Annotated in this window: 11 protein-coding genes; 7 read left to right on the forward strand and 4 right to left on the reverse strand. The window is 63.4% G+C overall.

Features of this window, described 5'->3' with window-relative positions; genetic code table 11:
• Positions 1-271: 271 nt before the first annotated feature.
• Positions 272-1294 (forward strand): substrate-binding domain-containing protein, encoded by a 1023-nt coding sequence (locus ACSBOB_RS32825; RefSeq protein ID WP_442580186.1) that lies wholly within the window; start codon positions 272-274, stop codon positions 1292-1294.
• Positions 1295-1300: 6 nt separating this feature from the next.
• On the opposite strand, the gene ACSBOB_RS32830 is transcribed toward ACSBOB_RS32825, so the two are convergent.
• The gene (locus ACSBOB_RS32830) at positions 1301-1606 is read right to left on the reverse strand and encodes a DUF982 domain-containing protein (protein ID WP_442580187.1); all 306 of its coding nucleotides are present in this window, start codon (positions 1604-1606) and stop codon (positions 1301-1303) included.
• 105 nt (positions 1607-1711) lie between these two features.
• The gene (locus ACSBOB_RS32835; RefSeq protein WP_442580188.1) at positions 1712-2602 is read right to left on the reverse strand and encodes a GntR family transcriptional regulator; all 891 of its coding nucleotides are present in this window, start codon (positions 2600-2602) and stop codon (positions 1712-1714) included.
• Positions 2603-2821: 219 nt separating this feature from the next.
• Here ACSBOB_RS32835 and ACSBOB_RS32840 point away from each other — a divergent pair, with 219 nt between their 5' ends.
• Positions 2822-4327, forward strand: coding sequence for a UxaA family hydrolase (locus ACSBOB_RS32840; protein WP_442580189.1), 1506 nt, complete (start codon positions 2822-2824; stop codon positions 4325-4327).
• Positions 4328-4488: 161 nt separating this feature from the next.
• Here ACSBOB_RS32840 and rhaI read toward each other — a convergent pair whose 3' ends face one another.
• Positions 4489-5781, reverse strand: a complete 1293-nt coding sequence (gene rhaI, locus ACSBOB_RS32845; protein WP_442580190.1) for an L-rhamnose catabolism isomerase — start codon at positions 5779-5781, stop codon at positions 4489-4491.
• Between the two features lie 161 nt (positions 5782-5942).
• Positions 5943-8033 (reverse strand): bifunctional rhamnulose-1-phosphate aldolase/short-chain dehydrogenase, encoded by a 2091-nt coding sequence (locus tag ACSBOB_RS32850; RefSeq protein ID WP_442580191.1) that lies wholly within the window; start codon positions 8031-8033, stop codon positions 5943-5945.
• Between the two features lie 156 nt (positions 8034-8189).
• On the opposite strand from ACSBOB_RS32850, the gene ACSBOB_RS32855 reads away from it, so the two are divergent.
• The 5 genes from ACSBOB_RS32855 to ACSBOB_RS32875 all read left to right on the forward strand — a co-directional run bounded on the left by ACSBOB_RS32855 (position 8190) and on the right by ACSBOB_RS32875 (position 13814).
• On the forward strand, positions 8190-9023 hold the full coding sequence (locus ACSBOB_RS32855; protein ID WP_442580192.1) for a DeoR/GlpR family DNA-binding transcription regulator: 834 nt from the start codon (positions 8190-8192) through the stop codon (positions 9021-9023).
• A 70-nt stretch (positions 9024-9093) separates the two neighbouring features.
• Positions 9094-10110: a rhamnose ABC transporter substrate-binding protein gene (rhaS, locus tag ACSBOB_RS32860; protein ID WP_442580193.1), complete on the forward strand. Its 1017-nt coding sequence runs from the start codon at positions 9094-9096 to the stop codon at positions 10108-10110.
• Positions 10111-10276: 166 nt separating this feature from the next.
• On the forward strand, positions 10277-11779 hold the full coding sequence (locus ACSBOB_RS32865; protein WP_442580194.1) for a sugar ABC transporter ATP-binding protein: 1503 nt from the start codon (positions 10277-10279) through the stop codon (positions 11777-11779).
• Positions 11776-12768, forward strand: a complete 993-nt coding sequence (locus ACSBOB_RS32870; protein ID WP_442580195.1) for an ABC transporter permease — start codon at positions 11776-11778, stop codon at positions 12766-12768. Before ACSBOB_RS32865 ends, ACSBOB_RS32870 begins: the two co-directional genes overlap by 4 nt.
• Positions 12769-12776: 8 nt before the next feature.
• Complete coding sequence (locus ACSBOB_RS32875) at positions 12777-13814, forward strand: ABC transporter permease (RefSeq protein ID WP_442583911.1); 1038 nt, start codon at positions 12777-12779, stop codon at positions 13812-13814.
• Positions 13815-13816 lie beyond the last annotated feature (2 nt).

Raw genomic sequence — 13816 nt, forward strand, 5'->3', positions numbered from 1 at the left:
TCGCGCACCTGGCGCAGGCGTGAATGCCGCATATTCAAAGCGCTTTGGCTTATTTCAAATCTACACACCAAAGGGCTGATAAAGTCAAGCGACCTCATTCGCTAATCGATTTAAATTTGAGACCCTCGCATTCCTACGCTGTTTTGGTGCAGTGCAGCGCAAGATTTCCTTCAAAAATCCCTTGGGACAACCTAATCTGCCCGTGCGGTCTATCTCAAGCGCCAGGAGCGGGAAGGCGGCATTTTTGAAAGCGCTTTGAGGAAATGTCGCGATGAACCTTAAGCAACTTGCCCGCATGCTCGACCTGTCGCAGACGACGGTCAGCCGGGCGCTTAATGGGTATCCGGAGGTCAGTGAGGAAACGCGCCGCCGTGTCATGGATGCCGCCAAGCGTCACGGCTATCGGCCAAATCCGAGCGCCCGACGGCTGGCTACGGGAAAGGCCGGCATGATCGGCTATGTGCTGCCGACAGGGTCCAACGTCGACATCGATCCGCATTTCGTCGAATTCCTCTCCGGCCTTGGAGACTATGCCCGCTCGCACGAGCTCGACCTCGTGCTCAGCCCGGCGGAGGCCGGCGACGAAGAGACGACCTATCGGCGCGTCGCCGCCAACAAGCAGGTCGACGCCGTCTACGTATCGTCGCCGCGGCCGCAGGACCGCCGCATAATGCTGCTGCGGCAGCTCGGACTGCCCTTCCTGGTGCATGGCCGTTCCGAGGGGCTGGATTTCCCATATCCGCATCTCGACATCGACAATGAAGGCGCGTTTCACGAGGCCGGCCGCCTGCTGGTGCAGCTCGGCCACCGGCGGATCGGACTGATCAACGGCGACGACCGCGAGACTTTTGCGATCTTCCGCGAACGGGGCCTGCGGCGCGCGCTGGCGGCTTCCGGCATCGAACTGGCGCCGTCAATGATCCGTTCCGTCGTTATGACCGAGGAGAACGGCTATCGTGCCGCCCGCGGCTTGCTCGAACAGGACATGGCGCCGACCGCCATCCTCTGCTCCAGCCTGATCATGGCGCTGGGCGTGGCGCGCGCGCTGCGCGACCTCGGTCTTTCGATACCGAAAGATATCTCGCTCGTCGCCCATGACGACGTGTTCCCGTGGCTGAGGCCGGAGAACTTTCCAGTGCCGCTTTCCACCACGCGGTCGTCGATCCGCCTGGCCGGGGCGCGCATTGCAGAACGCCTTGCCGCCCGCATCTCCGGGCTGGAGGACGATCCGCGCGGCGAGGTGTGGCCGGTCGACCTGGTGGTCAGGGGCTCGGTAGCCGGCGCGCCGGTCTGACGCGTGTCAGCGATGGATAGCGAGCGTTGACGACGGGATACGAGCCGCGATTACCGGGTCCGGCGTGAAGGCTCGCGTTCCGAGTATCCCGGTGATCCTGGCAAAGCTCTCGAGCGCCTTGCGCGCATCCTCGACCTTCACGGAGCCGGCAAGCGCGGCCTCGCAACTCTTTGTAGCGCAGGCATAGACCGGCCCGCGCCGGGCGCCGGGCCAGTCCCGCAGGAAGGCCATCGCATTCTGCAGAGAGTCTATTTCAACTGGTGCGCCATCAACATTCAGTCTCAGAGGCACACGAAACATGATCGCGTCCATGCCGTTCCTCCACGGATTCAAGGGGAGTCCGGCATTCAACGCATCGAAAGTCGCGAAGGTTCCATAACATCGGGAAAAATTTCGGAACCGCGACCGATCGACTGCTCAGGCGACACCACCCGGCAGGGATCTCAGCAAGGTGGTGCGGGCGGAGTCGAGATGTGCCCGGCAGGCTTCCTGCACACTGTCCCGGTCACGGGATTTCAGGGCCTCGATATAGGCGAGATGCTCCATCACGGCGACGGCGTTGCGCTCGCGCCCGCCCGCCTTGTTCCATTGGTAGTGGTAATGGAAGATCATGGCGATCACGTCGTAGAAATCGACGATGAACCGGTTGCGCGAGGCGTTGTGGACAAGCCGGTGGAAGCGCTCGTCGAGCTCGGAAAAATCCACATATTGCTGTGCGATGGCATGGGCGAAACCGTGATGCTCGGCCTCCATGGCGTCGAGTGCTGTCCATGCCGGGCTGGCTTCGCCGAGCTCAACGAAGGCGAGAGCCGAGCGAAGCTCGAACATCTCACGGATCTCGGTCAGTTCCAGCGCGAACTCGCGGGTAAACCCCTTGAACATCCAGCGGCTGTTCGGGCGTTTCTCGATCAGGCCGAAACGGCTGAAGCGGATCAGGAATTCGCGCAGGCTGCTGGTTCCGACCCCGATCTCGCGCGCCAGTTCGACCTCGGTGATCTGCGTGCCCGGCTCAACGCCCTGGGCCAGCAGGCGCTTCATAAAACTGCGCTCGATGATTTCGGCCGGCGAATCCGTCTCCTCGGACGGATAGAAATCGGCATCCACCGGAGCCCGCAGCCTGACTTTGCTGCGCTTGTCCCAGGCGATGACGCCGGCCTCCGCCAGACGCGCCAGGATAGCGCGGACGGTCGTGCGGCTGACGCCGAGCGCCAGCCCCAACTCCGGCTCCGACGGCAGGCCGTCACGCGCAGCGAGCAGGCTCAGGCAGCGGTTATAGGCTTGCTTGAAAACCGTGCTGGTCTTCGACATCGGGGAGTCCCATTTCTCCTCGGCGGTACCGTACGGGCCAAAAACCAATTGCGCTCAAATGTTTTTTTAAGATAAAAGACAATACGTTCCCTTTGGGGGGAGTCAATCCTATTTGGCGCGCGCCTCGTCCCTGACCGATCGGAGCGGGACCGCCGGATGGGGTCCTGCCTCCAAGCGAGCCTCCTCAGCCATGATCCCGAACAGCCAGGGAAACGACCCGTGACCGCCGCCAAAAGCATCGTTCTTTCACCCTCCGACAATGTCGCCGTCGCCAATGGCCGGATAGAGGCCGGCGAAACCCTGCCCGGAGGCGTCATCGCGCTGGCCGCGATCGATCCGGGGCACAAGGTGGCGATCCGCCCGATCGCGGCAGGAGAAGCGGTGGTGAAATATGCGCAGGCGATCGGCAAGGCGACCGCCGACATTCCGGCCGGCGCGCATGTCCATTCGCACAACCTCGTCTTCGAATCCGGCCGCATGCCGGTGGTGCCGCCGACTGCTCCGGTCGAGGCGACCGAAGAAGAGCGCGCCCGCACCTTCATGGGCTATCGCCGCGCCGACGGCCGCGCCGGAACACGCAATTTCATCGGCGTCATCGCCAGCGTCAATTGCTCCGCGACTGTCTGCCATGCCATCGCCGACGAGGCCAACAAGCGGCTTAAGCCGAAATATCCCGGCATCGACGGTTTTGTGCCGATCGTCCACGGCCAGGGCTGCGGCATGAGCGCCACCGGCGACGGCATGATGGTTCTGCACCGCACGCTGGCCGGCTATGCCCGCCATCCGAATTTCGGCGGCGCGCTGATGGTCGGCCTCGGCTGCGAGGTCAACCAGTTGACGCTCTACGGACGGAAGGGCGTGGCCGCCGGCAAGCGGCATTTCAACATCCAGGATTCCGGGGGCTCGCGCAAATCGGTCGAGAAGGCGATGGGCGTGCTGGAGGAGATCTGCGAGGAGGTCGGCAATCTGCAGCGCGAGCCGATACCGGTCAGCGAGATCGTCGTCGGCCTGCAATGCGGCGGCTCCGACGGCATGTCCGGCATCACCGCCAACCCGGCGCTCGGTGCCGCGGTCGATATCCTGGCAGCAGCGGGCGGCATCGGTATTCTCTCCGAGACCACCGAGATCTACGGCGCGGAACACCTGCTCGCCTACCGCGCCGCCTCGCCGGAGATCGCGGAAAAACTCGACGGCTACATCAAGTGGTGGGAAGACCATACCGCCAAGCACGGCGCTTCGATCGACAACAACCCGTCGCCCGGCAACAAGCGCGGCGGCCTGACCACCATCCTCGAAAAGTCGCTGGGCGCCGTGGCCAAGGGTGGCCAGACGCCGCTCAACGGTGTCTTCGCCTACGCCGAGAAGGTTTCGGGCCATGGCCTCGTCTTCATGGACACGCCCGGCTACGACCCGGTGTCGGCGACCGGCCAGGTGGCGGGCGGCGCCAACGTCATCGTCTTCACCACGGGGCGCGGCTCCTGCTTTGGCAGCCATCCGACCCCGTCGATCAAGGTCGCCACCAACACGGCGCTCTACAATTCAATGGAAGAGGACATGGACGTCAATTGCGGCGTCATCGCCTCGGGCGACAAGACCATCCCGCAGATGGGCCGCGAGATTTTCGAACTCATCGTCGAGACGGCGTCGGGCAAGAAGACCAAGAGCGAGGAGTTCGGCTACGGCGACAACGAGTTCGTGCCCTGGCATCTTGGGGCGACGCTGTAGGCTGGGCTGACGCCTTAGGTTTGACCGGTGCGTCCTTCGAGGCTCGCCCGTTTAGCTTTGCTCTTGATATCCAACGTCGTGCGGGCTCGCAACGTGTTGAAAATTTAGATGAAACGTCTGCGGGCGAGCCTCGAAGGACGCACCCCCCAACCTTAAAATCCTCAAACAATGCCGCCGCCGCCCGAGCTGACGGCCGGCCGCTCAGCCGCCACCTTCCGCCGGTAGCCGGCGGCGCGGTAGGCGCCGACCGGGTCTATGGCGCCTCCGGCATTCAGCCGCGCCATGGCAAGGATCGGCTCTACGTCGGTCCGGAACGCCGTCTTCAGCGTCTGCGTGGCCATGAGCGCGTCGTTGTCGGTTTGATGGCTCTCCAGCGCCTGGCGGTCGACCAGCAGCGCCGCCGCATAGGCGCGCTGCACCTCGACCGCCGACAGCATGAGGCTCTCGATCGGGTCGGTGACGTTGTGGCTCTGGTCGAGCATATGCGCCGGATCGAATCCTTTCGCGCCCCGCAATTCCGCGTCGACCAGTTCGTTGAAGACGAGGAACAGCCGGTAGGGATCGATCGAACCGGCATCGAGGTCGTCGTCACCATATTTGGAATCGTTGAAGTGGAAGCCGCCCAACTTGCCGAACTGGATCAGCCGCGCCACGATCATCTCAATGTTGACGTTGGGCGCGTGGTGACCGAGGTCGACCAGGCAATAGGCGTTCGGCCCGAGTTCCTGGGCGATCAGATAGTTGGTGCCCCAGTCCTGCACGACCGTCGAATAGAAGGCTGGCTCGTACATCTTGTGCTCGGAGAAAAGCTTCCAGCCATCGGGCAGCGCGTCATAGATCTCGCGCATGGCGTCGAGATAGCGCTCGAACGCCTTTGTGAAATTCGCCTGACCTGGAAAATTGGAGCCGTCGCCGATCCACACCGTCAGCGCCTTCGAGCCGACCGTCTTGCCGATCTCGATGCATTCCAGATTGTGATCGACCGCCTGGCGGCGCACGGCGGCGTCGGCATGGCTGAGTGAGCCGAATTTGTACGAAAGCTTCTGATCCTTTGCGTCGGAAAAGGTATTGGAGTTCATGGCGTCGAAGCCGAGGCCGAAGCGCGAGGCGGCCTGCTTCAGCCGCTTCGGGTCGGCCTTGTCCCACGGAATGTGCAGCGACACCGTCGGCGTGGCGCGGGTGAGTTGTTGGATAACGGCGCAGTCCTCGATCTTGTCGAACACGTCGCGCGGCTCGCCTTCGCCTGGGAAACGGGCGAAGCGCGTGCCTCCGGTGCCGACACCCCAGGAGGGGATGGCGATGCCGAATTTTTGCACCTTCTCCCGGATCGCTTCGATTTTTATGCCGCGCCGGTCGAGCTGTTCGCCGAGGTGGTCGTAGTCGCGGCGCAGGTTGTTTTCGTGCGCGGCGTTGTGGGCCTCGACCGTGTCGGCGTCGATGATGGATTCGGTCATGTGTCCTCCCCAAGTTGGGCGCCCACCCTCCCCCTTGCGGGGAGGGTCGCGAAGCATGCCGCGCAGCGGCGATGCGGAGCGGGGTGGGGGTCAAACGCTGAACCACCCCCACCCCGGCGCTACGCGCCGACCCTCCCCGCAAGGGGGAGGGTTGGGCTGCACTACCGCGTAAAACTCTGCGCGTTGCCCGCATCGACGTTCAAAATATTCCCCGTCGACTTCGCCGACAGGTCGGACGCAAAAAACCAGACCGCCTCGGCGACATCCTCCGGGTACACGCCGAGCTTCAGCATCGAGCGCTTGCGGTAATGCTCCTCCAGTTCGTCCGGCTGCATGTTGTAGGCGGCGGCGCGCTGCTCGCGCCATTCGCCCTTCCAGATGTTGGAGCCGCGCAGCACGGCATCCGGATTGACCGTGTTGACGCGGATGCCGGCGTCCGCGCCCTCCAGCGCCAGGCAGCGGGCGAGATGGATTTCCGCCGCCTTGGCCGTGCAGTAGGCGGACGCATTGGGCGAGGCGGCGAGCCCGTTCTTGGAAGCGATGAAGACGATGTTGCCGCCGGCCTTCTGACGCTTCATCAGCCGGAACGCCTCCCGTGCCACGAGAAAATAGCCGGTGGCCAGGATGTCGATGTTGCGGGTCCACAAAGACAGTTCCGTGTCCTCGACCGGCGAGGCGGACGAGATGCCGGCGTTGGAGACCAGGATGTCGAGTCCGCCAAACTCTTTAGCCGCGAAAGCAAAGGTCTCGGCGACCTCGGCCTCCTTGGTGACATCGAGTTTAACGCCGCGCACCACGTCAGCCGAATGGCGCTTGGCGAAGTCGGTTTCGGCGGCTTCCAGCGACGCGGCATCGATGTCGGCCAGCACCACGCAGGCGCCGTCGGCCATCAGTCGGTCGGCGATCGCCCGACCGATGCCGCCCGCCCCGCCTGTCACCAGTGCGATACGGCCGGCAAGCGGCTTCGGCTTCGGCAGGCGCTGCAGCTTTGCTTCCTCCAGCACCCAATATTCGATGTCGAAGGCTTCTTGTTCGGGCAGGCCCATATAGTCCGACACGGTCGAGGCGCCACGCATGACGTTGATGGCGTTGACGTAAAATTCGCCGGAGATGCGGGCGGTCGCCTTGTCCTTGGCGAAGGTGATCATGCCGACGCCGGGCACGAGATAAACGACCGCGTTGGGGTCGCGCATCGGTGGGCTTACCGGCCGCTTGCAGCGCTCGTAGTAGGCGGCATGGCCCTGCCGGTAGGTTTCGAGCGAGGCCGGCAGACCGGCTAGTGTGTTCTCGATATCCGGGTTCGTCGGGTCGAAATCGACCACCAGCGGGCTGATCTTGGTGCGCAGGAAATGGTCCGGGCAGCTCGTGCCGAGCGCCGCCAGCTTTTCCATATCGCGCGCAGCGATGAACTCCAGCACGGCCGGCTGGTCGTCGAAATGCCCGACCTTGCGCTCCTTGGCGGAGATCATGCCGCGCAGCGCCGGCATCAGTTTTGCCGCGATGGCGTGGCGTTCCTCAGCCGGCAAAGTTTTGCGCACTTCTCCGCCAAAGGCAGCCTTGCCTTTGCCTTCGGCCTCGAAGAACGACATCGCCTTGTTGATGATGCGGATGGTGACGTCGTAGCACTCCCTCGCCGTGTCGCCCCAGGTGAACAGGCCGTGGCTTTCGAGAACCACGCCAAGCGCCCTGGGGTTCTCCTTGCAGAATCTCTCCAGCCACAGGCCGAGCTCGAATCCCGGCCGCTTCCACGGCAGCCAGCCGATCTTGTCACCATAAATCTTCTGGGTCAGCGCTTTGCTGTCCCTGGCCGCGGCAATGGCGATTACCGCGTCGGGATGCATGTGGTCGACGTGCTTTCTCGGCACGAAGGCGTGCAGTGGCGTGTCGATCGAGGCCGCGCGGGGATTGAGGTTGAAGGTGCAGTGCGGCAGGTAGCCGACCATCTCGTCCTCATGCGCCAGACCGCGATAAAGGCCCTTCAGCGCCTCCAGCTTGTCCATGTAGAGGCTGGCCAGCCCGTCCATCTTCATGGTGCCGAGGTCGCCGCCGGAGCCCTTGACCCACAGCACCTCGACCTGGCCGCCGGTCAGCGGATCCTTCTCCATCGCCTTGGCGGAGGTGTTGCCGCCGCCATAATTGGTGATGCGCTTGTCCGACCCGAGCAAGTTGGAGCGATAGACAAGCAATTCAGCCTCGCTCATGCCGCCGGCCTTGGCGTCGTCCCAGAGATCGGCAAGTCCTTGCGTGGCCATGTTTCCGCCCTTTCGAGATTTTTGGCGGAAGTTATGAGCCTATTCGCTCACGGTCAATCGTGATTCGCTCTCAATTTGAGCGATTGCAATGCACAATGGAATTTGTGCGCCGCAATACGCTCACTATCCTTGACGATCATGAGCGAGCGTGCATTCATGATGATCGAATTTGTTCGAGGCAACCGCATCGACATGCGTGAGATGGACCGCCGATCGGCAATACTGGGAGCGATGGCCGGAAGGCCCGTCGTGCCCGTGCGCGAGTTGGTCGATCTCACCGGCGCGTCCAGCGCGACCTTGCGCCGGGATCTGGCAAGACTGGAAGAGGAAGGTCTGGTGCGGCGCGTGCATGGCGGCATCTCCGAGCCCGACCCGAAACTGCCGGCGACGCTCGGGGCACCGACCTTCAGCTCGCAGCGCATCAAGAACGCCGACAAGAAGCGCGCCATCGCAGCACTCGCTTGCGGCCTCGTCGAGGACGGCGAATCCATCATCATCAATGCCGGCACCACGACCTTCGCCATGGTCGATTTCCTGCGCGACCGCCGTCTGAACATCCTCACCAACTCCTTCCCGATCGCCGAGGCGCTGATCCGCGGCAGCGAGAACCGCATAACGCTGCCGGGCGGCGAGGTCTATCGCGAGCAAGGCATCATCCTGTCGCCCTTCGAGGACGACACGATCCAGACCCTTCATGCGACGACGATGTTCATGAGTGCTGCGGCCATCACGCCGCTGGGCGTGGTCGAGGCCGATCCGCTGGTGGCGCGCGCCGAGGCAAAGCTCCTCAGCCGCACGGAGAGGTTGATCGTGCTCGCGGATTCGACCAAGTTTGACCCCAGAGGAAGCTTGGTCGTGTGCCCGCTGTCGCGCGTCTCCGTACTGGTGACGGATGACGGCATCAGCGAGGTTGCGCTGGCGATGATGGAAAATGCCGGGCTCGATGTGAGGATCGCGCCCGTTGCCAAGGAGATCGCTTCCGCCGCATGATCGGCGGACGGTCGGGCCGGCAAACGCCGGTCCGAAGTTATGAAACAGGGTTGGCAGGGAGGAAATTGCCATGAAGACCACACGTCGTACTTTATTGCAGCTTGGCGCGGGAGCGGCAGTCGTGCTCGCCACGCCGGCGATCATCACGAAACGGGCGTATGCTGCCGACAAGCGCATCGCCATGATCGTGAAGAATCTCGGCAACAGCTATTTCGACGCCTGCGCCAACGGCGCCAAGGAAGCGGCCAAGGAACTCGGCGGCATCGAGATCATCTACACCGCCTCGGCCAAGCCGACGGCGGAAGAGCAGATCGCCGTGATCGACGCACAGATCGCCCAAAAAGTCGACGGCATCATCGTTTCGGCCAACGACGCCGACGCGCTGGTTCCGGTCGGCAAGAAGGCAATGGAACGCGGCATCAAGGTGATGAGCTTCGACTCGGCGATCGCGCCGGCCGGCCGCCTCGTCCACCTCTCCGCCTCATCGACACCGCTCATCGGCGCCAAGCAGGTGCAGATGATCGCCAAGACGCTCGGCGGCAAGGGCGAGGTCGCCATCCTGTCCGCCGCTTCCACCATGACCAACCAGAACTCCTGGATCGAGGCCATGAAGGAAGAGTGGAAGAAGCCGGAATACAAGGACATGCCGCTAGTGGCGACGGTCTATGGCGACGACCAGGACGACAAGAGCTACCGCGAGATGCAGGGCCTGGTGAAGGCCTATCCGAACCTCAAGGGCGTGATCTCGCCGACCACCATCGGCATCCGATCGGGCGCCAAGGCGATCGTCGACGGGGGCCTGACCGGCAAGGTGTTCATCACCGGCCTTGGCCTGCCTTCGGAAATGAAGGACTACGTGCTCAAGGGCGCCTGCGACACCTTCGCCATCTGGAACCCAGTGGAATACGGCTATTCCTCGACCATGATCATGGCCGACATCCTGGCTGGAAAACCCACCGCCGAGGGCGACAAGCTTTCGATGGGCAAGAAGGGCGAGACCACCGTCGGCAAGGACGGCGAATGCATCATGGGCGAGCCCTTCGAGTTCAACAAATCCAACGTCGAGGAATTCGCCAAGATCTTCTGATCTGGACGTGGGTCTTCACCCTCCCCCTTGTGGGGAGGGTCGCGCCGAAGGCGCGGGGTGGGGGTCTCATGTCACAATACCCCCACCCCGCTTCGCAGTTTCCGCTGCGCTCCAACTGCTCATCGACCCTCCCCACAAGGGGGAGGGTAAGAGGTCTGCGCACACCGTGTCCGATCCCATCCTCACCCTTTCCGGCGTCTCGAAAAGCTTTCCAGGCGTCCGGGCACTGCACGACATCAGCCTGTCGCTCCAGCCTGGCCGCGTCACCGCGATCATCGGCGAGAACGGCGCCGGCAAGTCGACCATCGTCAAGCTTCTGACCGGCATCTATCGGCTCGAAACCGGTGAGATCCGCGTCGGCGGCGAGCCCAAATCCTTTTCCTCGCCGCGCGATTCCTGGGCCGCTGGCATCGCGGCAATCCACCAGGAAACGGTAATGTTCGACGAACTCTCGGTGGCGGAAAACATTTTTATGGGCCACATGCCGACAGCGTCGACGCACCTCGTCGACTGGACCGAGATGCGGGCAAAGTCGGCCGAGCTGCTGAAGCGCATCGACGCGCCCATCCCGCCCGAATTCAAGCTGAAGCGCCTGTCGGTCGCGCAAAAACACCTGGTGGAAATCGCCCGCGCGCTGTCGCACGAAGCGCGCGTCGTCATCATGGACGAGCCGACGGCCGCACTTTCGGCCAACGAGATCGATGATCTTTTCCGCATCGTCGAGCAGTTGAAGGCGGAAGGCCGCGCCATCGTTTTCATCAGTCATAAGTTCGATGAGATTTTCCGCATCGCGGACGATTTCGTCTGCCTGCGCGACGGCGAGAAGGTCGGCGAAGGACCGATCTCTTCCGTCACCGAGGCGCAACTTGTGCGCATGATGGTCGGCCGCCCGGTCGACCAGGTATTTCCGAAACGCGACGTGCCGATCGGCGAAGTCATCCTGTCGGTGAAAGGCCTGTCGAACGCCACCGAATATGCCGATGTCTCCTTCGACCTGCGCAAGGGCGAAATCCTTGGCCTCTACGGGTTGGTCGGCGCAGGGCGCACGGAATCGATGCAAGGCTTGTTCGGCATCACCCCGTTGACGCGCGGCACGATCTCGCTTGGCGGCAAGCAGCTTTCCATCCAATCCCCGTCCGACGCGATCGCCGCCGGCATTTCCTACGTGCCGGAGGACCGGCAGGACCAGGGCGCGATCCTGTCGCTCGGCATCCGCGAGAACGTGACCTTGGCGAACCTGTCGAAATATGTGCGCGGCCTGTTCCTGTCGCGCACGGCCGAGCAGGAGGCGACGCGGTCGCTCGGACGCCGGCTGGCGGTCAAGGCTGCGAACTGGGAGCAGCGGCTCGGCGAGCTTTCCGGTGGCAACCAGCAGAAGGTGGTGATCGCCAAATGGCTGGCCACAAGGCCGAAAGTGATCGTGCTCGACGAGCCGACGAAGGGCATCGATGTCGGCTCCAAGGCGGCGGTGCACGACTTCATCGGCGAGTTGGCGCAGGACGGGCTCGCCGTCGTGCTGATCAGCTCGGAACTGCCGGAAGTCATGGGCCTGGCCGACCGCGTCATCGTCATGAAGGAAGGCCGGATCGTCGACGAATTCAAGCGCGGCGCCTGGAGCGCAGAGCAGATCGTCGGCGCGGCCACCGGCGCCGCCAAGGAGGCCGCGTGACCGCCATCGTCAAATCGCGCGAGGCGATCCTCGCTCTTATCCTGATCCTCGGCGTGGCAGCGATCGGCGCCTACCAGCCGGTGTTCCTCGAATGGGAAAACATAGGCGACCTGCTGACCGAAACCTCGGTCCTGTTCATGATGGCGCTGGCGCAAATGGTGGTCATCCTGACGCGCGGCATCGACCTGTCGGTCGCCGCCAACCTCGCGCTGTCGGGCATGATCGCCGCCCTCGTCAGCCAGTATTATCCCGACACGCCGCTTCTGTTCATGATCCTGGCCGGCGTGCTGACGGGGCTGCTGCTCGGCCTGATCAATGGCGGGCTGATCGCCTTCCTCGGCATCCCGCCGATCGTCGTGACGCTTGGCACGCTCGCCGTCTATCGCGGCATGATCATCATCATCGCCAAGGGCGACCAGGTGAACGCCTCCGAAATGGGCTTGGAATTTCAAGCCTTTCCGAAACACATGTTGCTTGGCCTGACCAGTCCGGTGTGGATCGCCATCGGCGTCTCCATCCTGTTCTGGGTCTTCCTCAACCTGACGCGCGCCGGGCGAGGCCTCTACGCCGTCGGCGGCAATCCGGTCGCAGCGCGTTATTGCGGCATCGACCAGCGCAAGCAGGAACTGCTCGCCTACGCGATTTCCGGCGCCGTCGCCGGTCTCTGCGGCTATCTCTGGGTGGCGCGCTATGGCGTCGCTTATTCCGAGATCGCCAACGGCTATGAACTGACAGTCATCGCCGCCTGCGTCATCGGCGGCGTGTCGATCGGCGGCGGCGTCGGTTCGGTCGCGGGCACGCTGCTCGGCGCGCTGTTCCTCGGCATCGTCATGACCGCCCTGCCCGTCCTGCAGATTTCACCCTTCTGGCAGATGGCGATCTCCGGCGCGGTCATCCTCGCCGCCGTGGTCATCAACGCGCGGGCGGAGCGGCGGCCTGAAAAGCTCATCCTGCCCGAAGCGCGGCGCATCGGACGGGTGCGGGCATGAACGCGCCGATGCCGCCTTCCGAGAGCCGCTACACGGTGCTGGACGCCGCGCCGCGCCGGGCGCGCGACGTGCTGCTGCGGTGGGAAGTGATCCTGGTCATCCTTCTGGCGCTGACCATCGTGGTCAACACCATCGTCTCGCCCTATTTCCTCGACGTCTTCAATCTCGCCGACGCCACTTTCAATTTCTCCGAGAAGGCGATCATTGCGCTGGCCATGGCGCTTTTGATCCTTGTTCGCCAGATCGACCTGTCGGTAGCGGCGATCGTGGCGCTGGCCGCCATGGGCATCGGTTATGCCGCCGAGGCCGGATTCGGGCCGGCCGGACTGTTCGCGACGGGTATCGGCATCGGCATTTTGTGTGGCGTTTTCAATGGCTTCCTCGTCACCTACGCCGGCCTGCCGTCGATCGTGGTCACCATCGGCACCATGTCGCTTTTTCGCGGTATCACCCAAGTGATTTTGGGCGACCAGGCGAAGACGAAATATCCGGCGGAGTTCCTCGAACTCGGCCAGAGCTATTTCATCAAGATGAAGGAAAGCGGCGTTTCCTGGCTGTTCATCCCGCCCATCCCGTTGTCTTTCCTGATCTTTCTGGCTTTGACCGTCGTCTTCGGCATCGTCCTGCACAAGACCGCGACCGGCCGCAAACTCTTCGCCATCGGCTCGAACCCTATGGCGGCACGATTCTCCGGTATTCCCGTCGACCGGCTGACCTTCCTGCTGTTCGTTGTCTCCGGCATGCTTTGCGGCCTCGCCGCGGCGCTGCTGACGGCGCGGCTGGGCTCGATGCGGTCCAACATCGCCATCGGCTGGGAACTCGACATCGTCACCATGGTCATCCTCGGCGGGGTGTCGATCGCCGGCGGCGTCGGCTCAATCCTTGGTGTGTTCCTCGCCGTTCTGACACTAGGACTTGTGACGTTCGGCATGTCGCTGAACAACATCCCGGGGCAGGTGGTCAGCGTCTATATCGGCGCGCTGCTGATCGCCGTCATCGCGATACCACGGATCGTCGATAAGATCGGGCTCAGGACCGGCAGGTGAAC

It is taken from the genome of Mesorhizobium sp. KACC 23794 (genome assembly GCF_052180275.1).
Taxonomy (GTDB): domain Bacteria; phylum Pseudomonadota; class Alphaproteobacteria; order Rhizobiales; family Rhizobiaceae; genus Kumtagia.